At 47.1% G+C, this 26,649-nt stretch carries 22 protein-coding genes; 11 read left to right on the top strand and 11 right to left on the bottom strand.

Features of this window, described 5'->3' with window-relative positions:
- Positions 1-4: 4 nt before the first annotated feature.
- From DRW07_RS04270 to DRW07_RS04245, 6 genes are all read right to left on the bottom strand, one after another.
- Positions 5-3,112 carry an efflux RND transporter permease subunit gene (locus tag DRW07_RS04270; RefSeq protein WP_124026625.1) on the bottom strand — a complete coding sequence of 1,036 codons (3,108 nt, stop codon included), beginning with the start codon at positions 3,110-3,112 and terminating at the stop codon, positions 5-7.
- A gap of 9 nt (positions 3,113-3,121) precedes the next feature.
- Complete coding sequence (locus tag DRW07_RS04265; RefSeq protein ID WP_124026624.1) at positions 3,122-4,423, bottom strand: efflux RND transporter periplasmic adaptor subunit; 1,302 nt, start codon at positions 4,421-4,423, stop codon at positions 3,122-3,124.
- A gap of 192 nt (positions 4,424-4,615) precedes the next feature.
- Positions 4,616-5,956: a class II 3-deoxy-7-phosphoheptulonate synthase gene (locus DRW07_RS04260; protein WP_124026623.1), complete on the bottom strand. Its 1,341-nt coding sequence runs from the start codon at positions 5,954-5,956 to the stop codon at positions 4,616-4,618.
- 99 nt (positions 5,957-6,055) lie between these two features.
- Positions 6,056-6,784 (bottom strand): ABC transporter ATP-binding protein, encoded by a 729-nt coding sequence (locus DRW07_RS04255; RefSeq protein WP_124026622.1) that lies wholly within the window; start codon positions 6,782-6,784, stop codon positions 6,056-6,058.
- Positions 6,781-7,734, bottom strand: coding sequence for a FecCD family ABC transporter permease (locus tag DRW07_RS04250; RefSeq protein ID WP_240630499.1), 954 nt, complete (start codon positions 7,732-7,734; stop codon positions 6,781-6,783). The genes DRW07_RS04255 and DRW07_RS04250 overlap by 4 nt, the downstream gene beginning before the upstream one ends.
- Before the next feature lie 5 nt (positions 7,735-7,739).
- Positions 7,740-8,228 (bottom strand): low molecular weight protein-tyrosine-phosphatase, encoded by a 489-nt coding sequence (locus tag DRW07_RS04245; RefSeq protein ID WP_124026621.1) that lies wholly within the window; start codon positions 8,226-8,228, stop codon positions 7,740-7,742.
- Positions 8,229-8,321: 93 nt separating this feature from the next.
- Between DRW07_RS04245 and pepE the strand changes: the two genes are divergently transcribed.
- A complete protein-coding gene (gene pepE / locus DRW07_RS04240; protein WP_124026847.1) occupies positions 8,322-9,011 on the top strand; it encodes a dipeptidase PepE in 690 nt (229 codons plus the stop codon).
- Here pepE and bioD read toward each other — a convergent pair.
- The 4 genes from bioD to bioB are packed head-to-tail and all read right to left on the bottom strand — an operon-like array spanning position 8,994 to position 12,692.
- Positions 8,994-9,671 carry a dethiobiotin synthase gene (bioD, locus tag DRW07_RS04235; protein WP_124026620.1) on the bottom strand — a complete coding sequence of 226 codons (678 nt, stop codon included), beginning with the start codon at positions 9,669-9,671 and terminating at the stop codon, positions 8,994-8,996. The genes pepE and bioD overlap by 18 nt on opposite strands.
- A gap of 2 nt (positions 9,672-9,673) precedes the next feature.
- Entirely contained in the window at positions 9,674-10,426 is a 753-nt protein-coding gene (locus DRW07_RS04230; RefSeq protein WP_124026619.1) for a methyltransferase domain-containing protein, read from the bottom strand.
- 3 nt (positions 10,427-10,429) lie between these two features.
- Complete coding sequence (locus DRW07_RS04225) at positions 10,430-11,611, bottom strand: aminotransferase class I/II-fold pyridoxal phosphate-dependent enzyme (protein ID WP_124026618.1); 1,182 nt, start codon at positions 11,609-11,611, stop codon at positions 10,430-10,432.
- A 16-nt stretch (positions 11,612-11,627) separates the two neighbouring features.
- Positions 11,628-12,692 carry a biotin synthase BioB gene (gene bioB, locus DRW07_RS04220; protein ID WP_124026617.1) on the bottom strand — a complete coding sequence of 355 codons (1,065 nt, stop codon included), beginning with the start codon at positions 12,690-12,692 and terminating at the stop codon, positions 11,628-11,630.
- A gap of 103 nt (positions 12,693-12,795) precedes the next feature.
- Between bioB and bioA the strand changes: the two genes are divergently transcribed.
- The 3 genes from bioA (at position 12,796) to DRW07_RS04205 (ending at position 15,762) form a co-directional block, all read left to right on the top strand.
- Positions 12,796-14,067 carry an adenosylmethionine--8-amino-7-oxononanoate transaminase gene (bioA, locus tag DRW07_RS04215; protein ID WP_377923153.1) on the top strand — a complete coding sequence of 424 codons (1,272 nt, stop codon included), beginning with the start codon at positions 12,796-12,798 and terminating at the stop codon, positions 14,065-14,067.
- A gap of 263 nt (positions 14,068-14,330) precedes the next feature.
- Entirely contained in the window at positions 14,331-14,579 is a 249-nt protein-coding gene (locus tag DRW07_RS04210) for a hypothetical protein (RefSeq protein WP_124026615.1), read from the top strand.
- Positions 14,580-14,784: 205 nt separating this feature from the next.
- The gene (locus DRW07_RS04205) at positions 14,785-15,762 is read left to right on the top strand and encodes a calcium/sodium antiporter (RefSeq protein ID WP_124026614.1); all 978 of its coding nucleotides are present in this window, start codon (positions 14,785-14,787) and stop codon (positions 15,760-15,762) included.
- 36 nt (positions 15,763-15,798) lie between these two features.
- Here the strand turns inward: DRW07_RS04205 and DRW07_RS04200 are convergent, their stop codons facing one another.
- On the bottom strand, positions 15,799-16,095 hold the full coding sequence (locus DRW07_RS04200; RefSeq protein WP_124026613.1) for a hypothetical protein: 297 nt from the start codon (positions 16,093-16,095) through the stop codon (positions 15,799-15,801).
- Positions 16,096-16,280: 185 nt separating this feature from the next.
- Between DRW07_RS04200 and asnS the strand changes: the two genes are divergently transcribed.
- From asnS to DRW07_RS04165, 7 genes are all read left to right on the top strand, one after another.
- The gene (gene asnS, locus DRW07_RS04195; protein ID WP_124026612.1) at positions 16,281-17,678 is read left to right on the top strand and encodes an asparagine--tRNA ligase; all 1,398 of its coding nucleotides are present in this window, start codon (positions 16,281-16,283) and stop codon (positions 17,676-17,678) included.
- A gap of 36 nt (positions 17,679-17,714) precedes the next feature.
- On the top strand, positions 17,715-18,878 hold the full coding sequence (locus DRW07_RS04190) for a paraquat-inducible protein A (RefSeq protein WP_124026611.1): 1,164 nt from the start codon (positions 17,715-17,717) through the stop codon (positions 18,876-18,878).
- Entirely contained in the window at positions 18,853-20,520 is a 1,668-nt protein-coding gene (gene pqiB / locus DRW07_RS04185; RefSeq protein ID WP_124026610.1) for an intermembrane transport protein PqiB, read from the top strand. The genes DRW07_RS04190 and pqiB overlap by 26 nt, the downstream gene beginning before the upstream one ends.
- A 2-nt stretch (positions 20,521-20,522) precedes the next feature.
- Positions 20,523-21,092 carry a PqiC family protein gene (locus tag DRW07_RS04180; RefSeq protein ID WP_165870393.1) on the top strand — a complete coding sequence of 190 codons (570 nt, stop codon included), beginning with the start codon at positions 20,523-20,525 and terminating at the stop codon, positions 21,090-21,092.
- Positions 21,089-22,177 carry a GGDEF domain-containing protein gene (locus DRW07_RS04175; RefSeq protein WP_124026608.1) on the top strand — a complete coding sequence of 363 codons (1,089 nt, stop codon included), beginning with the start codon at positions 21,089-21,091 and terminating at the stop codon, positions 22,175-22,177. Before DRW07_RS04180 ends, DRW07_RS04175 begins: the two co-directional genes overlap by 4 nt.
- A gap of 94 nt (positions 22,178-22,271) precedes the next feature.
- Complete coding sequence (locus DRW07_RS04170; RefSeq protein ID WP_124026607.1) at positions 22,272-23,447, top strand: efflux RND transporter periplasmic adaptor subunit; 1,176 nt, start codon at positions 22,272-22,274, stop codon at positions 23,445-23,447.
- Positions 23,448-23,457: 10 nt separating this feature from the next.
- On the top strand, positions 23,458-26,616 hold the full coding sequence (locus tag DRW07_RS04165; RefSeq protein ID WP_124026606.1) for an efflux RND transporter permease subunit: 3,159 nt from the start codon (positions 23,458-23,460) through the stop codon (positions 26,614-26,616).
- Positions 26,617-26,649 lie beyond the last annotated feature (33 nt).

The following is a 26,649-nucleotide window of genomic DNA, read 5'->3' as shown; positions in this document are numbered from 1 at the left end:
AGCCCTAACGAGCGACAAGCCCCCTAATATCCCTCTTGTACCGGCGAAAGTAGGCCTTGATGTCTTCTAAAATAAGATAGTTCATCGGCACAATAAACAAGGTGATCAGGGTGGCAAACAAAATACCAAAACCCAAACTCACCGCCATGGGAATGAGGAACTGCGCCTGTGTTGACTTCTCAAATAATAGAGGAATTAAGCCCGCAAAGGTCGTTAATGACGTCAATAACACAGGGCGGAATCGTCTTCCTCCAGCCTGATAAACGGCACGCTTAACGCTTTCGCCAGCCTGACGTCGTTTGTTAACGTAGTCCACCAGTACTAATGAATCGTTCACCACCACGCCAGACAAGGCCAGCATTCCCATAAAGCTTAGCAGAGATAAGTTTATCCCCATTATCCAGTGGCCAATCACAGCCCCTATTAGGCCGAAAGGAATAATCGACATAACGATAATGGGCTGCGAATAAGACTTGAAGGGAATAGCAAGTAACACATAAATCAGGATTAACAGACCAACGGCACCTACCGCCAGCCCCTGACTTGACTCACGCTGATCTCTGGCTTCACCCGCTAGCTCATAGCTCAGGCCGGGATAGGCAATGATATTGTCATCTAGCCAAGCTTCCATTTCGCTAACCACTAAGTTCATGTTTCCATTTTGTTTGTCGAAGTCCGCTGTTACCGAGAGGGTTCGCTGACGGTCAACGCGCAGTATGGTATCAGGACTCAACCCAGGATAGACATCTGCAACTTGCCACAAGGGCACTTCCTGTCCGGGCCCGATACGGATCATCATTTGCTCAAGGGTTTCAATGGATTGTCTTGCCGCTAATGGATAGCGCACCATCACCCTGACTTCTTCCCTACCACGCTGGACACGCTGCACTTCAAAACCATACACAGCCTGTCTCACCTGACTGGCTACCGTGTTTAGATTTAGGCCCAGCAATCTCGCTTCTGGTTTAAGCTCGAGTTGCAATTCCTCTTTACCGTCTGACATTGAGTCTTCAATATCAAACACACCTGCATATTCCGCCAACTTAACTTTAACTTGGTCGGCTAATTCGGTCAGCGCCTCCGTATTGCTACCCTTTAGTTCAATATCAATCGGTGAACCACCCCAACCACCTATCTCAGCGCGGTAATTGAGTTGCTCTGCACCAGGCACTTGCCCAACGCGTTTACGCCATTCGTTGACGATTTCTTGCGTTGTTATCTGCAGCGTTCGCTTCTCGGGCGGCACAGTTTCGACCCTTACCCGCCCGGTGGTAGAATTACGGCCTCCACTGACCGAATAGATATTGCGGATAACAGATTCGCCGGTTTCTTCATCGGTATATTGCTCTCGCAAATCCTGCGCGTGTTTAACCATAGCACGTACTATACTGTCAGTACTTTCGAACGCTGTTCCCGCTGGCATGATCACATTGGCAGACGCGATTTCGCTCTGCACTCTCGGGAAGAAAATAAACTTAGTATGTCCGGACGCAAGTGTGCCCATCACCATAATAAAACAGGCAATCATGGTAAACAGTGTGGCATAACGCCAACGCATAGCGCGCGCCAGTAACGGTTGATATACATTTGCAATTAACACTTCCAGCGAGTTTGCAATCTTTTGCTGGAGGCGAGAAAACCTAGACTGATTATTGTCTTTTACTCGAACATGTTTGAGGTGCGCCGGCAACACCAGCTTTGATTCAACGAGTGACAACAGCAATACAGGCACAACCACATAAGTGATAGACGCATACCAAGCGCCTCTTCCTTCTTGAAACACCAATGGCAAAAATGCCGCTACCGTGGTTAATATACCGAAGGTGACAGGCACTGCCACTTCTCTTGTGCCATTTATGGCTGCATCCAAGGGCGCGTCGCCGCGTTGTAAATGTGAGTAAACATTTTCACCGGTAACAATGGCATCGTCCACCACAATTCCGAGTACCAAAATAAAGGCAAACAGACTCATTAAATTAATGGTCACACCGAAAAAAGGCATAAACATAAAAGCGCCTAAAAAGCACATTGGAATGCCAAAGCACACCCAAAATGCCACAGACGGGCGTAAAAACAACGCCAGTAAGGCTATGACCAATAAAGCCCCCTGCCAGGCGCTTTGCGTGAGGGTAGCGAGCCTCGCTTTTATTGGTTCACTGCGGTCGCGCCAATAAGCCAGTGAGAGACCGTCTGGTAACGAAGACTGCTTTTGTTGGATGAATGTCCGAACGGCTTCCGATATATCGATAATACTTTCTGCACCGGTTCTGAACACTTCAATTTCTACGGCAGGCACACCGTTAAAACGCATGCGAAGAGGGGTTTCTTCAAAGTCGTCCCGTATAGTGGCAATGTCACCCAAGCGCACCATGGTGCCATCTTGTGTGGTGATAACCGGAATATCGGCAAACTCCCCTGCTTGATATGCTTGTCCACGGCTGCGAATAAAAATCTCACCCCCCTCAGTGCGCAGGTTTCCTGCTGAGACATCACGGGAATTTTGGCGTAACACGCCGGCCACCTGTTCCAGCGTTACATCGTATTGACGCAACGCCCATTCAGGGATCTCAATGGACATTTCGAACGGCAGTGTATTGTCAAGTTCAGCCTGCGTCACCGCCTCCAGTTGCACTAATTCATCCCTCAAGTTTTCGGCCAATCGGCGCAAGGTTATAGGGGCATAGTCACCATACAGCACCACACCTATGGCGTCCTGGCGCCATTGAGGAACCTGAATGAGAAGATTTTCGGCATCAACAGGAAAGTTATTAATGGCATCAACGCGAATTTTCACCTCGTCCAATAACTCTCTAACATCATAACCATCCTGAACCTCCGCAGTAATCGACGCGCCGCCTTCACTACTGGAAGAATTAATATTGCGGATCCCCTCAAGGTCCTGGATCGCTTCTTCCACTTTAATGGTAATGCCCTCTTCCACTTCCTGGGGTGATGCGCCTGGCAGTGTCATAGACACTCTCACACTACGGTTCTCTACCTGAGGAAACATTTCAACTGGCACTTGGGTTTTCATTACATACACGCCAATGGCCATCACCAACACCAATAGAATGTTGGCAGCAACGTCATTCTTAGCAAACCAAGCAATCATGTCGCTCTCCTAGTTAGCTTGCGCGCTGCTATCAGCGCCAGACGCGTCAGCAATAATAGCTTCGCGGTTTTCACGACGATCAGAGCCGCTATCAAGGCCAAGCGGTTTTACTTTTGTGCCATCAGGCAAATTAGCAGTCGGTGTGAGAATAAGCTTGTCGTCAGTTGAAATGGCCATGTCGGTAGCTGCCACAACAACCGACTCAACATCGGTCCACAGGGGCTCGATAGTTTTCTTTCTGAGTACGCCGTCTTCAGCAACACTCACCATAAAGTTCTGTGAAACAGCTCGTCTGGGAATGACAAAAACATCGCTATAAAGGTTGCCCTGTACCTTGGCACGCAGGAACTGCCCTAGTCGAATAGCGGGACGCTGCGCGTTAGATTCAAAGGGTTCGATAACCTGAGCCACGGCATAAAGCATACGGGTATTAGGGTCAAATGCCCCCTCCGTGCGCACTATCTGAGCTTGCCATTGGTAGGTTTTGCTGCCCATATCGGTTTCCAGAATAACCTGAGGAAGCTGATCAGGTGCCACTTCCGCTTCAGGAAGCTTAAGGTGAGCAAGATCACTGATTTTCAGTGGCAAGCGAACCTCCACAGTGTCAGTACTGTAAATGTTGGCTATCGCCTGGCCCGGAGAAACAACCTGCCCAATGTCAATCGATTGCGACATTACCTTACCGTCAAAAGGTGCCGTAATTTTAGTTCTTGCCAGGTCCAGTTTGGCACGTTCAAGTCTAGACTTTGCGGCCTGAAGTGCGGCTTTGGCTGCTGCGACCTGAGGCTCACGAAGGGCCAATCTTTTAGCGGCTTCACTCTTGGGGAGTTCGTTCCATTCTTCAGCGGCAAACTCAGCTTGCGCCACTTCTTGCAAGTAGGCCACTTCGGCATCTGCAGCGGCAGACGCGGCTACGTCCACTTCGATTTGATAATTACTGTCGTCTAACTCCACCAGTACGTCACCTTCTTTAAACTGACGACCCGCTCTGATGTTAGGAGACACACTGATAACACGGCCTGTTACTTCTGCAACCAGCGCGGTTTCGGTAAGTGCTTCAGCAGTGCCGTAAGAATCAACCCATACTTCGTAACTTCTTTTTTGTAGGGGCGCGATTTCCACAGCGACTGATGGCGCCGGTCGTTCACCTCTGCGTCCAGCCTCAGGTTTACTGCCAAACAAGGCCATTACTACGGCTATTCCGATCAATAAAATGCCTATCGATACAAAGGTGTGTACAAGCCATGGGGCTGATTTTTCATAAACCTCGCTGGCTTGGTCAGCCGACTGAGGTCCGAATTGGTTAGACATGAAAAACTCCGCTGTGAGGTAAGTCTACTTTTTATTATTTGAGATACAGCTTACGCGTTTTTTTTGTGGAAACACGCAAATTTACGATACTTTACGTAAGCAGTGAGAATTTGGACTTATTCATAAAGATTGCTTTTTTGTAATGCAAACAAAAAAGGGGAAAATAGGGGGAGCGGAATGCTCCCCATTAGACTAGTTACGGATGTGGTCGGCTATTAAAAACGCCATCTCAAGAACCTGATCGGCATTCAAACGCGGATCACACTGGGTTTTGTAGGCTTCTGCTAAGTCATCATCGCTGATTTTATAAGCGCCGCCTGTACACTCGGTTACATGCTGACCGGTCATTTCAAGATGAATACCGCCAGCATGTGTACCCTCAGCCTGGTGCGCCGCAAAGAACTGCTTGATTTCTTTCAAAATGGCGTCGAAGTTACGGGTCTTGTAGCCACTTGAAGCTTTGAACGTATTCCCGTGCATGGGGTCAGAGCTCCATACGACATTTCTGCCCTCTTCTTTCACCCGTCTCAACAAAGGTGGCAAGTTATCGGCGAGTTTGTCTGCACCCATACGCGTGATCAAGGTCAAACGGCCAGGATCGTTTTCTGGGTTTAATGCGTCAATCACCTTTATCAGTTCATCAGGCTGCATTGAGGGGCCCACTTTCACACCAATAGGATTGTGGATCCCTCTGAAGAATTCAATGTGCGCATGGTCAAGTTGACGGGTACGCTCACCTATCCACAGCATATGTGCCGAGCAGTCATAGGGCTTACCGGTTAACGTATCAATACGGGTTAACGCTTGCTCATAGTTGAGCAAAAGAGCCTCATGGGAGGTAAACAATGAAGTTTCATGTAGTGTGGGTGTATTTTCACTGTTTAACCCAATCACATCCATAAACGACAATGTATCTTGAATGCGGTATGCCAAATCCTGGTATCTGTCCTTAAGCGGGTTGTTTTCCAAAAAGGTCATATTCCAGCGGTTCACTTGATGCAAATCGGCTAGACCGCCCTGGGCAAACGCGCGCAGCAAATTCAGTGTCGCTGCACTTTGATGATAGGCCTCCAGCAACCGGTTTGGGTCGGGCCTGCGAGCCGCCTCTGTGAACTCAAAACTGTTGATGATATCGCCGCGATAACTGGGCAAGCTCACACCGTTTATAGTTTCGAGATCGGCCGAGCGCGGTTTGGCATATTGCCCTGCCATACGGGCGACTTTGGTAACAGGGCATCGGCCTGCAAACGTAAGCACAATGGCCATTTGCAGCAACACTTTAAACGTGTCACGAATCTTAGGTGCATTAAACTCATCAAACGACTCGGCACAGTCACCGCCTTGCAGTAAAAAACCTTTTCCCATGGCCACATCGCCAAGTTGCTTTCTGAGCTCGCGGGCTTCAGCAGCAAATACCAACGGTGGATACGTTGCTAAGGTTTTCTCTACCTGGTTTAAATGCGCCTGGTCTTCATAAGTAGGCTGTTGCAATATTGGCTTTGAGCGCCAGCTGGATGCACTCCAATCGTTCACACTATGTCCTCTATATCGTTGTATTTTACTGTCCGAAGGTCGCAGACTATCACAGTCGTTATAAGAATCTATGAAACTTTTTGCGCTATGCTAGGGAAGTTAGTTATTACCAGCGAAATAGCGTGCAAGGGTTTCAGGTTCGACACCGTAGCACTGACTCAACTTGTCAGCACAGACCACGTTCTCTGATCGCCCTTGAGCAATAACCTGACCCTTTTTCAGCATCAGCACATTGTCTGCATAGCCAGTGGCAAATTCTGGATGATGGGAGCTGATAACCACACAGTTACCTTTGTCCCTAAGCCGTTTGAGCAGGTCCATAACAACATACTGGAAACGCAAATCTAGGGCGGCCAATGGCTCATCGAGTAAGACAATGGCCTGCCCTTCATCAATAGCACTTCCTGCCTGTAATAATACGCGGGCTAACTGCACTCGCTGAAATTCGCCGCCTGATAGCGAATCTAATTGTCTGTTCATAAATGCCGTGATCTCAAGGCAATCAAGCCAATCAAACCAGTCTGGTGTATGGTGGCTTTGCGCAAAGAACGACAACATTTCCTCGACAGTAATGGAAAAGTGAGAATGCGTTTGTTGTCCAAGCCAAGCTCTGAATGTGGCCAACGACGCCAATGGCCAGTCTTGTATTGGTTTGTCAAAAATGTGAATGATAGAGTCATCAGACACGTGAATACCCGCTAAAGCGCTTAGCAGCGTTGACTTGCCGGCGCCATTTTCACCCAACAGCAGTGTTAGCTCACGGGCCGCAAACTGTAAGTCTGTCACCTGCAGGCGATTTGGTACAGAGAGTTGGCTTAGATCGATCATGAAACGCGCAATCTCGGGCGGGTCTGTTTAACCAATAAATAGAGAAATATAGGCCCCCCTAATGAGGCGGTAACTAGGGATACGGGAAGCAAAGTGGTCGTCAGCAACGAGTTTAAGCACACCACCAAAAGCAATAGACAAGCACCCGTTAAAGCGGACGCCGGTACAATCAGTCTGTTATCATGCCCCAGTTTCAAGCGCAGTAAATGAGGTACCATTAAACCAATGAACGCCACTGATCCAGCGACAGAAACAGCTGCGCCTACTGCAACAGCCACGCATACCAGAATAAGGGCTGAGAAGCGCTGTACATTTACCCCTACGCTTTTGGCAGCCATTTCTCCCAAATACCATTGATTAAGCGGCCTCCCCTGCTTTATCAGCACTATTACGCTGGTTAACATCAAAGGTGCTGCCACAGCAAGTACCCACCAATCAGCCTGGTGTAAACTCCCCATAAGCCAAAACGTAAGATTGCGCATAGCTTGCGCGTCAGAAAACAAATATAGCCACGCTACTATAGCTCCGGCGACGGTGGAAATACCTATACCCGCCAGTATTACGGCGGCATCAAGAAGTTGCAATTTATGAGCAATTCTGGCGATTAATAAGGTGGAGAGCATAGCGCCGGCAAAACACGCAAGTGGCAACCAGTAGTGGAAATAAGCCAGCGCTCCAGAGGGCACAAGGAGTATCAGAGTTGCAGCAGACAAACTGGCACCACTGGTTATGCCTATTATACCGGGATCTGCCAATGGGTTTTTTAACACTATTTGCAGAGCGGCTGCGCCAGACGCCAAACTTGCCCCCACCAAACTGGCCGTGATCACCAAAGGTAACTGTAAGTGCAAAATAATATGCCATGTAACAGGCACCACCCCGAACTGAAACAATGGGAAAAAAGTTGCAGCTAATAAACACAGGCAGTAAGCCGCAATAAAGGGTTTCACGTTAATTATCTTGCCTGTTGCCGAATATGCGCAATTAGGCCGTCACTGGCCTGTTCAATGAGATCTAAAACCAGTTCAAAGCCCTTTCGACCGCCGTAATAGGGGTCAGGTACTTCTTTGGTTTCGCTCTCTGCAAAATCCAAAAAAAGATGCATGTTTGTAAACGTTTTATCGGGATATTTTTCCTCTGCTTTGGCTTTCAAATTGTCTAAATTTGACGCATCCATAGCCAGTATATAGTCGAACGTTGTAAAATCTTCTTTTGCCACACGACGACACTGAATACCTTTGAAGTTGTACCCTCTTGCCTTACCGACTTCTTGAGAGCGCTTATCTGGCGCCTTGCCAATATGATAGCCGTGGGTGCCTGCTGAATCTATCTTGCAAGATAGCCCTGCGTCTTTGGCTTTCTGGCGAAAAACGGCTTCTGCTGTAGGAGAGCGACAAATATTTCCCAAACAGACGAATAATACAGACGGTCTACCCGATGGCATGGTAAATCCTTTCTACATCTAAAACGAAAGCAGGTAGTATAATGGCTTTATGCGCAGTGTTAAGGAGAATTTGTGTCTAACTACAACGTACTGATGTTAAGTAGCTCACGAAAGGGCGAGCAACCCTATTTGACCGGTGCCAGGCCATACATTCTAGATCACCTATCACACACTCAGAATGTGCTGTTTGTGCCCTATGCAGGGGTGAGCATCAGTTTTGATGACTACACGCAAAAAGTGGCTGAGGTATTACCTGAATTAACGGTTACGGGTATTCATCAAACCGATGATCCTGCACGCGCCATTGAAAACGCAAGCGCAATCATCGTTGGCGGCGGCAATACATTTAGTTTGTTGTCGAATTTGTACAATCATCGACTGGTTGAATTACTAAAAGTTAGGTTACAGGCTGGCACACCCTATATCGGTTGGAGTGCCGGGGCTAACATTTGCGGCGCTACGATTAAAACAACCAATGATATGCCTATAGTACAACCTAAATCCTTTGATGCGCTGGCTGTATTGCCCTGTCAAATCAACCCACATTACAGCGACTATCACCCACCTGGATTTAACGGTGAAACACGGGACCAGCGACTCGGAGAGTTTACCACTATGTACCCCGATATCCCTGTAGTAGCTATCAAAGAGGGAACTGCTCTGCTAAGACAAGAAAATACGCTCACCTATCTGGGTGAAGAGGAAAGCGTTGTGTTTTTGGGGCAGAACAAACAGGCCATCCAGCCCAATGCCGACCTCAGCCACTTACTCTTTTGCGAATAAGCTCTGGGTTAGGGATGACAGTGCTTCGTCACTCAAAGGTGTGGCGAAAGGAACAATCGCCAGAGGGGACCCTAAGATATCTGTCAGCGTAGTGATATTTTCGTTCTTATAGGGCATATCAGGGCTGAGCGTGTTTCCAATCCAACCGGCCAATGTTGCACCGGAAGCCTTAATCGCCTGTGCTGTCAACAGAGCATGGTTCAAACAACCAAGTCGTAAACCTACTACCATAATTACCTGCATATTACAGTTAACCGGTAAAGCAGGCATAAAACACTGATTGCCCAGAGGTAACTGCCATCCGCCTGCCCCTTCGGTAATCAACACATCAGGTTTATAGCGAGCTAGAGCATGATACCCCTGCATGAGCTGCTCGACGGTAATGGTCTGCCCCGCTTTCTTGGCAGCGATATGAGGTGCAATGGGCGGCTCAAAGGCTATCGGATTTACCTCTTTCAGGCATACACCGATACTGCTGAGCTTCTGATATTGTTGGGCATCATCATTCACCCATTCTCCATTAATCCATTCACAACCGGCTGATACCGGTTTGTAGCCAATAACAGACTTTCCTCTGAGAACTACACTTCGCATCAGCAAGCTGCCCACATAGGTTTTACCTACATCGGTATCAGTACCCGTAATAAACCACGATTGCATTGTTATTTCTCCAGCGTAACCAACAAACAACGGTAATCCAGCAAAAAATAGCCACCTTTATTTAACGGATAAGCGGCAGAGAGTGCGTCCAGCGTCTTTCGTGTAAGTGGTGCTCTGTCAGCCTTGTCACTGCTGGCAGCCCCAATTTTGCTGATTGAGGAAAGCAAAGCGACAAGATTAGTAAAGGTATCTGTTTCTACCACAATATCCGTATTTTTCAGTGTGAAGCCGCTGTATTTGATTGCGTTAAGCCAGTCAGCCTCAGACAATTGGCTGTTAAGTTTGGGCGCAAGGCCTAGCGTTTTATAGGCAGAATATAGTTGATGGAATGACCCCTTTACGGGTATCAGTAGAGTGGCATTGCCTGTGGGCTTTAACACGCGATGTATTTCCCGCATCACCTGTACGGGAGAATCACTCCACTGCAAAGCCATACTGGAAAAAACCTGATCAAAACTGTGCGGCTGAAACGGCAGTGCATCCATGTCTGCATTTAGCCATGCTGCCCTGCTTCCAAAGCTATGTTTTGCTTTTTGCAACATCCCCATTGCGAGATCAAGACCATAAACATTCGCGCCCAAACGCACAGTATGCTGACCTGTGGCACAACCAATATCCAACACGACACCTTCACAATGCTGCCTGTGAGCAAGCGCTTTATTGGCCAAGGTTACCTGAATGGCAGCTATATCATCATAGCGATTAGCGGCTTTGGAAAAGCGTTCGGCAATGTCGTTTTTATGTTTCAAAGCCATTTCTCATTCCATACTCAACACAAGTGCATCCACCAGGGCATCAATATCGCTTTTGTGATGATTCGCCCGCAGTGTAATACGCACTCGGTCAGTGCCTCTAGGGACAGTAGGACTTCGCATTACACCACACCAGATGCCTCGGGCTCTCAGTGCAGCGCCGAGACTCAGCGCTTTATCTGGGCACCCCAGCACTACCAACTGAATCGCACTGTTAGACTTCATCAAAGGTATCCCTTTGCTCATTGCCCGCTGTCTGAAATAAAGAACGTTTTCATGTAATGCAGCAGGTAAACCGCATTGCTGCATTTTTTCAATTGCGGCAAGTGTTGCTATTGCTTGTGCTGGGGGGAATGCGGTTGAGTAAATATAATCACGGGCAAAATTCACCAAAAAGTCTATTAATGCCTGACTGCCAGCAATGAATGCCCCGCCTGTGCCTAACGCCTTACCAAAAGTCGCCATAATTATAGGCGCTTGCGACTGCTTCAGAGTATAGGCAGATACTGTGCCCATGCCGTCCTCGCCCAATACGCCAAGCCCGTGAGCATCGTCAATCATTAATGCGTAGTCGTGTTCTTGTGCAATGGCTACCATGTCGTTCACAGGTGGTGAGTCACCATCCATGCTGAAGATGCCTTCAGTAGCAATGAGTCTGGGATACTTGTTGTGCCCATCTCTGTTCACTCGTTGGATTTGCGACTGCAGTGACTCGCAGTCATTGTGTTTAAACCGCGTGAACTTAGCGTTACTTGACGAGGCACCATCGATAAAGGAAGCGTGCATGAGTTTGTCTGCAACGATTACCCCGCCTTCACTAAACAAGGCCCGACACAGCGCCTGATTAGCGGCAAAGCCAGAGGAAAACAGGAGTGCCGCGTCTCGTTTTAGTAACCTTGCCAGCGTTTGCTCAAGCACATTATGTGCCTCATAATAACCATTCACCAATGGCGACGCGCCGCTGCCCCCACCGAACTGAGCAAGCCCGTTGACCCACGCCTGCAGTACGTCAGGATCATTGCGCAAGCCGAGGTAGTCGTTACTGGCAAAGTCAAGATAGTGACTGTCTGCAGACTCAATAACACCGTCTGTATTGTGAGTAACAAGGTACCGCTGTCGGTACAAATGCTGCGCTTTTCTCTCCGCCAGTTTTTCGTCGAGAAAACGGGATAAAGTGGGCTGATTCACTTAATCAGACAGCCCGTCAGCTGGCGTCATAAAATAAGGCATCGCTTTTTTGCGCAGCAATTTCTTCTTCAAGCGCCTGTGCATGCGCCTCGTCAGAATAAGCACGAGTACGCTCAGTATTGATACCCAGTTTACGAAATAGCTGCACATCCTGATGGGTTTCAGGATTCGATGTGGTGAGTAATTTACAACCATAAAAAATAGAATTTGCACCCGCCATAAAACACAGCGCCTGCATTTGCTCGTTCATCTCCTCACGCCCTGCTGACAGCCTGACATGGGATGCTGGCATCATAATCCGTGCTACCGCTATAGTGCGGATAAACTCAAAGGGGTCTAAGTCGTCAACATTATCGAGCGGCGTACCTTTCACCTTAACAAGCATATTGATGGGCACGCTCTGTGGCTGTTCGGGCAAATTGGCCAATTGCATCAGCAGCCCCGCCCTGTCAGATGCACTTTCGCCCATCCCCACGATACCGCCTGAACATACGTTCATGCCGGCTTCTCGCACGTTTTGCAATGTGTCTAAGCGATCCTGATAAGTACGGGTGGTAATGATGTCGCCGTAAAACTCTGGTGACGTATCCAGATTGTGATTGTAGTAATCTAACCCCGCTTGTTTAAGCGCTACCGCCTGATCGCGAGATAACATGCCAAGTGTCATGCAGGTCTCAAGACCCAGCTTTTTCACTTCTTCAACCATCTTTACAACGTAAGGCATGTCTCTGTCTTTGGGGTTACGCCAGGCAGCCCCCATGCAAAACCTCGTTGACCCAGCCGCCTTAGCCTCTTTGGCCCGAGTTATCACTTTCTCGATTTCTAACAAGCGTTCTTTTTCCAGCCCGGTATCATACCGAGCACTTTGTGGGCAATACTTACAATCTTCCGGACAAGCCCCAGTTTTAATTGACAATAATGTGCTCACCTGCACTTCATTAGGGTTGAAAAACATACGGTGTATTGTTTGAGCTTGAAACAAGAGGTCGTTAAACGGCAACGCGAATAAGGCGTTGACTTCATCCAATGTCCAATCATGTCTGATGTCGGCAATATTATGGGCAGTGGTTTGTTGGGTCATGGGTTTAGACGTCCTTTACTTCAAGATTCTGGTAGCTTAGTCTATGCGCCAACGCAAAGTTGTCAACTCCGATGACATCAAAAACTTAACTGGCGAACATATTTTGAACAATATTGAGTTTGATAAGCGCCATATTTGGCATCCATACACTTCCGCAACACACCCTCTGCCCTGTTATGAAGTGGTCGGCGCAAACGGGTGTGAGCTGACCTTTGCAGATGGCAGAAAAGTTATTGATGGTATGGCGTCTTGGTGGTCCACTATCCACGGATACAATCACCCAGATATCAATGCCGCAGTCTCCGCTCAACTGAACAAGTTTGCCCATGTCATGTTTGGCGGTATTACACATCAACCTGCCGTTGATTTATGTCGCACATTGCTCGATTTGTCGCCCTCAGGCATGTCCCGGGTATTTTTGGCAGACTCAGGCTCGGTGTCTGTAGAAGTCGCCATGAAGATGGCGATTCAATATTGGGCGTGTCAGGGACAACCGCAAAAGCACCGAATGGTCACCGTTAGGGATGGTTATCACGGTGATACCTTTGCCGCCATGTCGGTGTGCGATCCGGTAAATGGCATGCACAGTTTGTTTGAAGGCGTATTGGCAAAACAGCTCTTTGCCCCATCACCGCAATGTCGTTTTGGTCATCCATTTGTTGAGGATGATATTTTGCCGTTACAGGAGCTCATCGAGCGCCATCACCACGAAATCGCTGCGCTCATTATTGAACCTATCGTACAAAACACCGGTGGCATACGCATGTACTCGCCTGAGTATCTAAAGCGCTGCAGGCAGTTATGTGATCAATATGATGTGTTATTGATCTGCGACGAAATTGCTACAGGTTTTGGCCGTACCGGCAAAATGTTTGCCTGTGAACACGCTGATGTAACCCCTGATATTATGTGTGTGGGCAAGGCACTTACCGGCGGCTATTTGTCTCTGGCTGCGGCCATATGTACCGAAGATATCGCCAATGGCGTTTGCCAGGGTGAACCCGGTGTTTTTATGCACGGCCCAACATTTATGGGTAATCCTCTGGCTTGCGCCGCGGCAAATGCTAACCTTGCGATACTCAATAAAGGCAACTGGGTTCAGCAGGTAGCCCGAATTGAACAACAGATGAAAATAGAACTCGCACCTTGTAATAATCATGAGGCCGTCGCAGACGTAAGAGTGCTTGGAGCCATTGGCGCGGTTGAAATGAAGGCACCGATTAATGTTGCCCGCCTACAGGAAAGACTGATCAAGCGCGGTGTGTGGTTACGTCCTTTTGGTAAACTCTTGTACATGATGCCTCCCTACATTTTGAGTGAAGATGCTCTGTCTCAAGTGGCTGAAGCTGTAGTGGCTGTCACAGCGGGTGAGTAAACAGTGGGAAAAATTTTCCTATTTTGCAAAAAACTTACATTTTAACGGCGCAATGCCAACCGTAAAACGAAAAGGGATATGCGCCACACACCCTGCCTGAAAAGGCTTTCGGGCAATTAACACTGAGATAAAATTCCATAGGTATGATTTTTGCTCCGTACTTACTAACCCGTGTACGCAACACAATGATTATTTTTCGTACACTTTCAACATCAAGTTAACAATTCATTAGCTTGGGTAGAGTATAGTAGGAGTACCACACCATGTTGAAACAAGAAACCATTCTAGCCGGTCAAGTTCTACAGTGCCGCGATAAGCTCTATGCACGCCGTCATAACGTGCCATCAGACTTGCTTGGCGACTGGCGAAGCCTAATGCAGCAAGCCGATAAACTTGAACCCACAATTGACAGAGTTAGCCATAAAAAGTGTATTCGTTTTACAGGTAATGCAAACGCATTAAAGACATTGCTAAATGACCTGAAAAGCCTAGCGAAATCGCTTCCTCACTAAGCGACAGCGACTAGGTTCACTGCGATTTGGCCAATATATAGGCAATCGGATGGAAAAAAACCGACTTTTTCATGATCCAACTATACGCCTGACCCGTTGGCATAGTAAGCTATAGCGCTATTTTTAAGGATAAGTACAACGCGCGACGGATTCGCTTCGCTTTACGGGGATAATGAATGCTGCTTGAGCGATTCAAGAGGTTGGTATGTTAACAGCGGGTCTGGCAATATTAGTGGGTTTACCGCTGCTGTTATGGAGTGCTGATAAATTTGTTGGTGGTGCTGCTGCCGTTGCCAAGCATTTGGGTATGTCGCCCCTTCTGATAGGTATGCTGATTATAGGATTTGGCACCTCAGCACCTGAAATTATTGTATCAATTATTGCTGCAGTGCAAGGCAACTCAGGCATTGCATTAGGTAATGCATATGGTTCGAATATCGCGAATATTGCACTTATCCTGGGTCTAACTGCACTTATCAGTCCCATTGCAGTCAAGTCAGACATCATCAAAAAAGAATTGCCAATCATGCTTGGCATCACTTTCTTTGCCGCTTGGCAAGTATTTGACCTTTCAGTAAGTCATGACGACGCCTATGCGTTATTTGGTCTTTTTGTGTTGCTGATATCTTGGAGCATCTGGCATGGCATTAAGGGTGACAAAGACATCCTCGGCGACGAGTATGAAATTGAGTTAAACAGTCAGGAAGCCAACTTAAAACTCAACATCATTTGGTTGATTGTTGGGCTGCTCATTCTGGTAGCCAGTTCACGTTTATTGGTGTGGGGTGCCGTGGATGTTGCTCAGTTTTTTGGCGTCAGCGACACCATTATTGGTCTGACAATCATCGCAATAGGGACCTCCTTGCCTGAATTGGCGTCAGCTATCATTGCCGTGAAGAAAGGCGAGCACGATTTAGCATTGGGCAACGTCATTGGGTCAAATATGTTTAACACCCTAGCCGTTGTTGGAATTGCAGGTATGATTCAGCCTATGACGGTAGACAGCACCTTCTTCTATCGCGACGTGTTATTTATGCTCGCATGCTCTGTGGCGTTATTTATATTCTGTATCGGTATCAAAGGGCCAGGCAGGTTAAATCGCTTAGAAGGCGCAGTCTTGGTTGCGGCTTATCTGGCTTATACCTACTTCCTTATCTCTAATTCTTTCATACAGGCTGTCTAATCCGCACCGCTGGTTTGAGGCTTTCTAATAGCGGGTTCAAACCAGCAGAGTGAATAAACTAATGGCAACAATCACAATCAGAAAAATGAGATTCACGCCCAAGTAATCCTGTTGCCGCCTTGAACGCTTTATGCGTAAATAGAAGGTAAACAACGAGACAACCAAGCAGAACTGTAACAACCTGACAAGCCAGGTGTAATAGGACTCTACCCACTCATCTCGACCCGTCATTCCCCAGTATTCTTGGAGGCCTGTCATGACGTCAGGACGTCCCTGGTGATAGAGGGTTACTGCCACCAACATCAATAACCATAGCGCAATGTTCACAGCCACGATTGCTCTAAATAGCGTGTCTTTTTTACGCGGTATACGTCTACGCTCATTTTGTTGCTGGTTTTTCTTATTATTCGGCACGATCGGTATAGGATATATAGGTCTGATTTGGTTATACTGTTAGTTTACGAGATTTGTCATCCAAGCTCATCCATTTTGAGATTCTATTGAGGGAGAAATTAACCATGACGCACGTGCCTGTGGTCGATGTTTTACAAGGCCGGTTCGCTGTTGGTGAAACTGTTACTGTTAAGGGGTGGGTTCGCACCCGTCGTGATTCTAAAGCCGGGTTGTCTTTTATTGCTGTCCATGACGGCAGTTGTTTTGATCCTGTTCAGGTTATAGCACTGAATTCGCTCGAGAATTACGCTGATATACAAAGGCTTACAGCAGGCTGTTCAGTGTCAGTTACCGCTACAGTTAAAGCGTCAGAAGGTAAAGGTCAGGCGCTTGAATTAGATGCAGAACGTGTTGAGATTGTGGGTTGGGTAGAAAACCCCGATACCTACCCAATGGCGGCAAAGCGTCATTCTATCGAATACCTCAGGGAGCATGCGCATTTGCGTCCGCGTACTAATGTTATTGGTGCAGTCACCCGCATTAGAAACTGCTTATCACAGGCAATACACCGCTTTTTCCATGAAAACGGCTACGTGTGGATAAGCACACCTATCATGACAGCCAGTGATACCGAAGGTGCAGGTGAAATGTTCCGTGTGTCTACCCTAGACATGCTTAATTTGCCTATGACAGATAAAGGTGAAGTTGACTATTCACAGGACTTTTTTGGAAAAGAGACTTACCTCACAGTGTCTGGCCAGCTGAATGTAGAAACCTACTGTGCAGCTATGTCTAAAGTGTACACCTTTGGGCCGACATTCAGAGCGGAGAATAGCAATACCTCTCGTCATTTGGCTGAGTTTTGGATGATTGAACCAGAAGTCGCCTTTGCTTCACTGGATGACGTAGCGGGCTTAGCTGAAGACATGCTCAAATACGTTTGTAAAGCGGTGCTTGAAGAGCGTGCCGACGACATGGCTTTCTTTGCTCAACGCATCGACAAAGACGCCATTAATCGACTGGAAAAGCTGGTTTCTTCAGATTTTGTTCATATGGATTACACCGACGCCATTGATATTCTCAAGGCAAGTGGAAAATCATTTGAATTCCCCGTTGAGTGGGGCGTGGATTTATCCTCAGAGCATGAGCGTTATCTTGCAGAGGAACACGTGGGCGGTCCCATCGTGATGAAAAACTACCCGAAAGACATTAAAGCCTTTTATATGCGCATTAATGACGATGAAAAAACGGTAGCGGCCATGGACATTCTGGCACCCGGTATTGGTGAGATCATTGGTGGTTCTCAGCGTGAAGAAAGGTTAGACGTTTTTGACCGTCGCCTAGAAGAAATGGGCTTGTCACAGGAAGACTATAGCTGGTACAGAGACCTGCGCCGTTATGGCACTGTACCACACTCTGGTTTTGGCCTGGGCTTTGAACGCTTGGTCGCTTACGTTACCGGCATGCAGAATGTACGTGACGTTATTCCCTTCCCCCGTACACCAGGTAATGCACAGTACTAGGTCAGCGTTAACCTGCATTTGCGCCAGGGCGGATAGATGAAATATCAACCCGCTCTGGACGTGCAATGCCCCCTTTGTGCCCATCAGGTATCTGTACCGCCTTTGTCTCATCGCCAGCGAGCTACTTGTCCGAATTGCGGCCACTTTTTGACTGGCTATCGAAATTTTCAAACCGAATTTGTATTGGGGCTTTCTATAGCTGGCGTTTTGTTTTTACTCCTGTCACTCCCCTACCAGTTTCTGTCGTTTGCCTCCAACGGGCAAAAGCGTGAGATTAACCTGACTACAGGGCTTGAAACCTTGGTTTCACTGGATTTTTTGTCTTTGGCTGTCATCACAGCATTAGCAACACTGATATTGCCAGGCCTTACCTTAATTGGACTGGCTACCTTATCATTTTGTCGGAAATTCAATCATCGCCCTCGTTGGCTGGCTCGTGTCTATCGCAGTGTGTTACAGCTGATACCCTGGTCCATGGCAGAAATTTTTCTGGTCGCCACTCTGGTAAGCCTGGTGAAAATTACTGACCTTGCCACAATAGAAATCGGTATCGGGTTTATCACTTTCTGTCTGTTTATTGTCTGTATGAGTTTTTCGCTGTTTTATTTTGACCGTATCAGCTATCACGAGTGGTTACAGCCTTCCCGTCAACCTGATGCAGCACCCTTATCAACACACCAACGACAATACAGCATACAGCGCACCTGGGCATTGCTGCTAACCGCCTGTATTTTATATATCCCTGCAAACACGTACCCTATTATGGTGACCAACCTCTTTGGTGAGTCAGAGCCCAGCACCATCATGGGAGGTGTAATTACATTATGGCAGTCTAAGTCGTATCCCATTGCTATTATTATATTTTTTGCTAGTGTCGTGATCCCCATTGCGAAACTGATTATTCTGGCGTGGTTGAATTGGACAGTGATGCGTCAAAGTGACATGCTTAAACAACACAGGACAAGACTGTATTACATCACAGAATGGATTGGTCGGTGGTCAATGGTTGATGTGTTTGTGGTCGCTTTATTGGTTGCTTTAATACAGTTAGGGAATACCATATCTGTATTTCCCGGACAGGCCGCTTTGGCGTTTTGTGCCGTTGTATTTTTTACCATGATCGCCGCTATGACATTTGATTCCAGACTAATATGGCAACAAAGGGAAAGACTTTTTGAGCAGCACAGAACAGCCCCGTAACACAGAGACCGCCAAGGTCAGTGCCGCAGCGCCGGTATCCAGGGTGTGGTTTATCCCGCTCATCGCCATTGTTATAGGTGCTTGGATCATCTTCACCCAATGGTCTAATCAAGGGCCATTAATTACTATAGAGCTGCTCGGTGCAGCAGGGATTGAAGAAAATAAAACCCCCATCAAGGTACGAGATTTAGCCATTGGTCAAGTCACCAAGATTACACTAAAAGAAGACCTTGATGGTGTAATTGTTACCGCCAGAATCGACAAGGAAGCGGAACACTTGTTAACGGAGAACAGTAAATTCTGGGTCGTGTCACCGCGTATTTCTTTTTCCGAAGTCTCAGGTTTATCAACACTCCTATCGGGCAGTTACATTGCCATGAATGCCAATGGCAACGGCCGTCCTCAAACTAATTTTAAAGCCCTACCCCGCCCGCCTGTCACACCGCCAGGTACGCCAGGCCTACACATTACATTGACCAGTGACAGAGACTTTGCCTATAAAGAGGGTGACCCCATTGTTTACAAAGGACATAAGGTGGGCGAATTTGAAGAGTCATTTTTCAATCAATATGAGCGCGCTATGTATTATACCGCGTTTGTTGAAGCCCCCTATCACCGGCTCATAACAGAAAATACGCGGTTTTGGGACGCCAGTGGTGTTAAAGTCAGATTGCGGGCTTCTGGCATAGAAGTAGATACAGGCAGTGTTGAAACCCTGCTATCCAATGGCGTGACGTTTGATGTGCCAGAGGGCAGCACGCCGGGTGTTCCCATTACTGACAAAGCCTATTTTGAAATATTTGAGTCAGAAGAAATGGCGCAGTCTGAAAGCTACAGACTCTCTGCTGAATATGTATTGCTCATTGATGAAAGTGTCAGAGGGCTTAATATCGGTGCACCTGTAGAGTACAGGGGTTTGCGCGTAGGCGAAGTCGTTTCGATTAACCAGTTGCCTCTGGAAATGGGCAGTTTGCTTGAGGCAGATTACAAAATTCCGGTGGTAATCAATGTTTACCCGGGTAAAGTCAGACAGGGCGATACGCCCGCGGGTCTTGCAAGGGTGCGCGAACAAATACGCGAGTGGATTAAACAGGATTTACGCGCAACGTTGCGCATTGGTAACTTGTTAACCGGCGCCTTGTACGTCGACCTCAACCACGATGAAGAAGCGGCCTCATCGGAAGTCGCTAGAATTCTCGATTATGAAATCATTCCAACTTCGTCGACAGAGCTAACACAAATCACACAGAAAGCAGAAGCCCTGTTAGACAAAATAAACGCATTGCCGCTAGAGCAACTTTCTGACGATATGGTGAGTGCAGTCAATCAAATGGGCGTAGCAGCGGAATCAGTAAGACAAAGCAGTACAAACTTTGATGCGCTGATCGCCGATGTAGACATGAAATCGATTAACAGTGAACTGGTAAAATCACTGCAGCAGGTATCAAATATGCTGGAAACGCTTACCAATACAGGCCTAATCGACAAAGAAGCGCAGCAGTCACTTGACGAGCTGCAAGAGACAATGCGGCAAATTCAACCTTTGCTGCAACGACTAAATCAAACGCCAAACAGTCTGATTTTTGGTCGTCAGCACGAGCCAATCGAGCCTAAAGCGAAAACAGTGAGTCAGGAGCCATGAGAGTGTACAGACTTAGCATTGCCATCTTTCTAGTAGCCCTATTAAATGGATGCAGTAGTCAGTCTGTGTCACTACAGTATTACTTATTGCATACGCCTAATGACAGTGTAAGCGTGAGTTTACCACCTGATGCCCAGCCCCTACTAATCAGATTGACCAACCTATCTGTGTCTGATTACCTCATGCAGCGCGGACTAGCAGTACAGACGGCAGAAAATGCACTGCATATTTCAACTCAACATATATGGGCTGAACCCTTTGAAGCAGGCTTTAAAAAGAAGCTTACTCATGCTTTGGGGCCGGATTATAAATTGATCTATACAAACACCAAAAAAGACGACGAATACATGCTCGATTTGTCTTTGTTACACCTAGTTGCTACTTATCAGGGTGACGCGGTGCTTGATGCCCGTTACACACTGAGCAGTCCCACCGGCAGCACAGTCAATAAGGCGTTTCAAGTCAAGCTTGACCTTGATTCAGACGGTTACGGCCATGCCGTTTCTGTTTACCGACAAGCGATTGTCCTGCTCGCCGATGATATAAAAACACAGCTTTCGGCGATGCAATGATCAGCGACAAACTCAGGCAGTTTATAAAAGCCGGCAGTAATCCGTCATTTTCTGAAGAAGACAATCGCCGTATTGTAGTCGTCAATTTATTTGGCTTCACTGGCTGTTTAATCACGGTATTTTTGAGCTTGCGGGCATTGCTAGCCAATGAAGTTATGTTAGGCGCGGCATTAATGATTGCGTCTGTCGTGTTTTTGTTCAGCATGCTCACGATGCACATCAGTGAAAATGTAAAATCCCATGTGTTTGCGGCCAATTTGCTAGTCGTCACCCTAATGACACTCCTCCTCTATTTGATCATTATGGGAGGAAAAGCAAATACAGGCCCAATTTGGATCCTGATCCTTCCCCCCGTTACCTTGTTTATGAGTGGACTGAAACGCGGATTGTGGATGTTACTGCTATTTCTTCTAGTCATCTGCACCTTGTTTTTTGTTCCAGGCTTGTCAATTGTTGAAGCTGACTACGCAATGGATTTTAAAACCCGAGTAACTTATGTGTTTATGACAGTGACATTTTTGTCCTCTGTTTATGAATACAGCAGACAACAAACCTATGCTGAAATACATGCACTAAGGCAGCAGTTTGAACACCAGGCCACGCACGACCCTCTGACGCACTTATTCAACAGGCGGGGGTTGATTAAACAAATTGAGCCAGAACTTGCCCGTGCAAAACGGCAGCAAAGCAGCACCGCCTTAGTGTTGTTGGATATAGACAGATTTAAGCGTATTAATGATGAATACGGGCATGATGCCGGTGATAAAGTTTTGCAGGGCATTGCTGTATTACTAAACAATGCCATGCGTCAACAAGACTATGTATCACGCTGGGGCGGTGAAGAGTTTTTACTGGTTCTACCCGACACAAGTAAAGAAAATGCCTATCATGTGGCTGACAAGTTGCGTTTCGAGATCGCGCAGACGCCACAGCAATTCGAGAGCTTTACCATTGATATTACCGCGTCGTTCGGCGTAAGCGAAGTAAACAGCCTGGTTGACTACGACAAGGCGCTTACTCAGGCAGACAAAGCCATGTACAAGGCCAAACAAGCCGGTCGCAATACGGTAATGATGTCAAATTAAGTCAATTTGCTCATATTTGTTTACAATTGCACATCCGTATACACAACTCCCTGCGCTACTATATGCTTGTTGATCTGTAACGGGTGATTGGAAAATGAAAAAACGGGTACAAGCTTTAGCAGTAGCAGTAATTTTTGTCGGCGGCTTCGGTGGCATGAAGCTCATAGAGGCCGCGGGTCAGGAAACGGAAGAGAAAGAGGTCGTAGACACGCGTCCGGTAGTCAGTGTTGAGCCTCTGTCTACAGTAGACTACACCATTACTATTGAAAGCTTCGGCGAAGTTCAGCCGCTCGAGCAAACACGCCTCGCCTCACAGGTATCAGGTGAAGTCACCAGCTGGCATCCAAACTTTGTACCTGGCGGTGTCATCCCTCGTGGCGAAGTACTGTTCACCATCGAAAAAGACGCCTATGAAGCAGCAGTATTACTGGCTGAAGCCAACGTACAACGCGCTTATGCAGACCTTATCCAAGAACAAGCACAAGCCAAAGTAGCTGAAAATGAAGCTAAAAACTTACCGCCTGCACGCGTGACAGATCTGTACCTACGCAAACCTCAGTTACTCAGTGCTCAAGCAGCCTATAAGTCTGCAAAAGCACAATTACAGATTGCCCAGAGAGATTTAGCTAACTGCGAAGTACGTGCTCCTTATGATGCATTGGTTATTAACCGTAATATTGGCGTAGGCGATTTTGTGTCAACGGGCACTGTTGCAGCAACGCTTAACAATATTGAAGTGGCCGAAGTGACCTTCCCTATCGCTGGTTTTGACCGTCCGTTTGTCTCGCAAAATATGATTGCCAAACCCGCGATTATTTCTCAAGTTAATCAGCCAGGGACTATTGACGCTGTGCTGCACAGAGACCTTGGCATTGTAGATGAATCCACGCGTATGACCCACTTCGTGGCCCGTATTGAAGACCCTTATGCGCTTAAATCACAAAAGCCAGTAGTAAAATTTGGCTCTTATGTGTCTGTTACCTTTGACGGTATGACATTACAAGACGTGTACAAAGTGCCACAAGAGCTCGTTAATAATCGCAAACTTTGGATGGTTGATGACGAAGGCAAACTGTTTTCACATGACGTGACAGTCATCCGTGAAAATGGGGCTTACTTCATGATCCAGGCTGACAGCCAGATTAGCCAGCCTGTAGTAATGACGCTCCCTGAATATCCTCAAACCGGTATGGAAGTGAAAGTTTCAGCTGAGCCTTCCACCAAAGTCGATTCGGACGACGGGTTAATCGTCAGCCGCAACCAGCAGTAAGGTGAACGATATGGCGAATCCCACAACAACAGAACAAAAACAGCACGGCCTTATTGCATTCTTTGCCAATAATGCCGTGGCTGCAAACCTAATGATGGTGTTCATCATCATTATGGGTTTGGTCAGCTACAATACAATCCAACGTCAGATGTTCCCCAACATCGAAATTAACTACATCAATATCTATGCTAACTACCCCGGTGCATCGCCTCAGGAAATTGAGGAAAGCATTATTATTAAGGTGGAAGAAGCGCTAAAAGATGTCAGCGAAATCAAAAAAATGTGGGGTAGAGCCTTTCGCAATAGTGGTCGAATCACACTAGAAATAGAGCCTAATGTAAAGCTCGTTGACGTGCTGGACAAGGTAAAACTCAAGGTTGACAGCATCGCCACATTCCCGGCCGATATGGAACCGATTATTGTAGAGCAAATCGAGTTCAGACAGGACGTAATGGAATTGTCCCTAGTGGGTGATGTTCCGCTTTCTGAACTTAAACCAATTGCCAAAGAAATCGAAGACGAAATGTTGCAACTCGACAACATCTCTTTGATGAATATGGGCTACCCAGGTGACGAGATTGCAATTGAAGTCGATCCGTTGATGCTACGTAAATACGGTATCACCATAGAGCAAATTGCTAACGCTGTACGTCGTTATTCAGCCAATATGTCAGCAGGCCAAATCAGAACCGACGCGGGCATTGTCTCAGTGCGTATTGAAAACCAGTTCTATAACGGTGATGAATTTGCTGCTATCCCAGTAAAAATTGGCGACAACGGCGCGCGTGTTCTTCTGCGTGATGTTGCAACCATTAAAGACGGCTTTACCGAAGGCGAACGCTACTTCAAATACTCCGGTCAAAACGCTATTTGGATGAGCGTATCAGCCACTAAAACGCAGAACACTATCCCTGTAGCAGAAACAGTAAAACGCTACATGGAGCAGAAAAACAAAACTCTGCCTCCCGGTATGGAGCTTAAAGTACTGGTTGACATGACCTACTACTTAAATGCCCGTTTAGATATGATGCTAGACAACTTGTTTATGGGCGCGATTTTGGTTGCATTAATGCTTACCATCTTCTTGCGCTTTAGGTTGGCATTCTGGGTAATGGTAGGCCTACCTGTGTGCTTCTTGGGCGCCATGATGATGATGCCAGTATTTGGTGTGACTATTAATATACTGTCATTGTTCGCCTTCATCATGGTACTGGGTATCGTGGTAGACGATGCTATTGTTATCGGCGAGAGCGCTTATTCAGAAATTGAACAAAAAGGCGGTGGTGTACAGAACGTAGTTCGCGGTGCGAAACGTGTCGCTAAACCCGCAACCTTCGGTGTTTTAACAACTATCGCCGTATTTGCACCTTTCACCCAAAGCAGCGGCCCTGAAGGCGCCTTCTTCTTCAATATCGCCGTAGTCGTCATATTGTGCCTGACATTCAGTCTGATTGAGTCAAAGCTTATTTTGCCCGCTCACATTGCACACACCAAATTTACGCCGGTAAAAGAAAATAGCTGGCGCGCTAAGTTTAACCGTGCTTTCTTTGGATTTGTCAGAGGCCCTTATCGCCGCTTCATTGAGCGCGCGTTGAATGCTCGTTGGGCAGTCTTTATGTCATTTGTTGCACTGCTGATGCTTAGTATTGGCTTGATTAACGCGAATTTCGTAAGGATGGTACCTAATCCCAAAGTGCCCCATGACTTCCCTAACATCAATATTGAGATGAATGAAAATGTCTCTGACGAAACCACGATCCAGGCACTGAAAACCATTGAAAGCGTGATTTTGAATATCGAGCAAAAAACCAAGGACGCCAACGAGGGTCAGGGTATGATCCGCGATTTACTTGCTTTTAATCAAGGCAGGACTGAAGCGCGTATTGTTGTGCCACTAGTGCATGAAGATTTCCGCCCTTATGATACGTTTGAGCTGGCCAGACGCTGGCGTGAAGCCATCCCTGAAATCCCGGGCATGAAGTCATTTACAGTTCGTGATGACGTTAATGGCGGCGGTGATGGCGGCGAGTTTGGTTACTTGCTATACGGTGCTGACATAAAGACGCTGAATGAAGCAGGTAAATACTTCATCAGTTTGTTGCAGCAGGAAAAAGGCCTGTTTGATGTCAGCTCTACCATTGACCCGGCAAGTAAAGAAATTCAAATTGCTTTACAGCCTGTTGCCTACGACCTTGGTTTGGATCTAATGAGTATCGCTCGTCAGGTAGGCGCAAGTTTCTATGGCGGCGAAGCACAGCGAGTGATCAGAAACGGGGAAGAAGTACGTGTAATGGTACGCTACCCGCAGCTGACTCGTGAAAGATTTGCCGAGCTGAAATACACGGTGATCACCACGCCATCCGGTCAGGAAGTCATGCTGGGCGATGTAGTTGCATTGTCTGAAGCACCAGGTATCAGCTATATCCGTCGTGAAGGCGGCTACAGAAGTGTTTATGTTTGGGGTGCAATAGATGAAGAAGTGGTTGAACCTAATGAAGTGGTTAAAACCATTAAAGAGAAACTCTTGCCACAGATGAAAGAAGCCTTCCCTTCTGTGATGACGGAGCTGGGCGGAGACATTGAAGAACAGCAGTCTCAGCAAAATGAACAAATCATGTTCTTTGTAGCTGCAATGATCATGGTGTACATACTATTAGCCGTGCCGCTGAAGAGCTATGGCCAGCCGCTTATCATTATGTCGGTAATTCCGTTCAGCCTGACCGGTGCGATCTTTGGTCACTTCCTGCTGGGTCTGGATATGAGTATGTTCTCTACCTTCGGCCTTATTGCTGCCGCAGGGGTGGTAATTAATGACTCATTGGTCATGACAGACTATGTAAACCAAAAACGCGAAGAAGGCTATTCCATCAAGGAGGCGGTAACAGAAGCGGGACAGGCGCGTTTCAGGGCCATCACGCTAACGTCTATTACAACCTTCATGGGCGTGTTGCCAATTATGTTCGAGACCAGTCTGCAAGCAGCGTTTGTTATCCCAATGGCGGTAGCATTAGGCTTTGCTGTACTGTATGCGACCCTGGTAACGCTGGTACTTGTGCCTTGTCTCTATCTAATACTGCTTGATATGCGTAAGCCGTTTAGCTGGATTAAGAAGAAAGTCACGCGCAATAAAACCGTGGTGGATACGACCAAACCGGTTGAACAATCGTAATAAAAACCGCCTGATGGCGGTTTTTTTTTACCC

Source organism: Paralteromonas sediminis, from assembly GCF_003820355.1.
Taxonomy (GTDB): Bacteria; Pseudomonadota; Gammaproteobacteria; order Enterobacterales; family Alteromonadaceae; genus Alteromonas_F; species Alteromonas_F sediminis.
This window is presented reverse-complemented; position numbering and strand designations above follow the sequence as displayed.

Coding starts and splice junctions, on each gene's coding strand:
- DRW07_RS04190 (WP_124026611.1), top strand. CDS start 17,715: ATGAAATATCAACCCGCTCTGGACGTGCAATGCCCCCTTTGTGCCCAT.
- asnS (WP_124026612.1), top strand. CDS start 16,281: ATGACGCACGTGCCTGTGGTCGATGTTTTACAAGGCCGGTTCGCTGTT.
- DRW07_RS04255 (WP_124026622.1), bottom strand. CDS start 6,784: ATGATCGATCTAAGCCAACTCTCTGTACCAAATCGCCTGCAGGTGACA.
- DRW07_RS04245 (WP_124026621.1), bottom strand. CDS start 8,228: ATGCCATCGGGTAGACCGTCTGTATTATTCGTCTGTTTGGGAAATATT.
- DRW07_RS04230 (WP_124026619.1), bottom strand. CDS start 10,426: ATGGCTTTGAAACATAAAAACGACATTGCCGAACGCTTTTCCAAAGCC.
- DRW07_RS04270 (WP_124026625.1), bottom strand. CDS start 3,112: ATGATTGCTTGGTTTGCTAAGAATGACGTTGCTGCCAACATTCTATTG.
- bioD (WP_124026620.1), bottom strand. CDS start 9,671: ATGCAATCGTGGTTTATTACGGGTACTGATACCGATGTAGGTAAAACC.
- DRW07_RS04205 (WP_124026614.1), top strand. CDS start 14,785: ATGTTAACAGCGGGTCTGGCAATATTAGTGGGTTTACCGCTGCTGTTA.
- pepE (WP_124026847.1), top strand. CDS start 8,322: ATGTTAAGTAGCTCACGAAAGGGCGAGCAACCCTATTTGACCGGTGCC.
- DRW07_RS04165 (WP_124026606.1), top strand. CDS start 23,458: ATGGCGAATCCCACAACAACAGAACAAAAACAGCACGGCCTTATTGCA.
- bioB (WP_124026617.1), bottom strand. CDS start 12,692: ATGACCCAACAAACCACTGCCCATAATATTGCCGACATCAGACATGAT.
- DRW07_RS04175 (WP_124026608.1), top strand. CDS start 21,089: ATGATCAGCGACAAACTCAGGCAGTTTATAAAAGCCGGCAGTAATCCG.
- DRW07_RS04210 (WP_124026615.1), top strand. CDS start 14,331: ATGTTGAAACAAGAAACCATTCTAGCCGGTCAAGTTCTACAGTGCCGC.
- DRW07_RS04170 (WP_124026607.1), top strand. CDS start 22,272: ATGAAAAAACGGGTACAAGCTTTAGCAGTAGCAGTAATTTTTGTCGGC.
- DRW07_RS04265 (WP_124026624.1), bottom strand. CDS start 4,423: ATGTCTAACCAATTCGGACCTCAGTCGGCTGACCAAGCCAGCGAGGTT.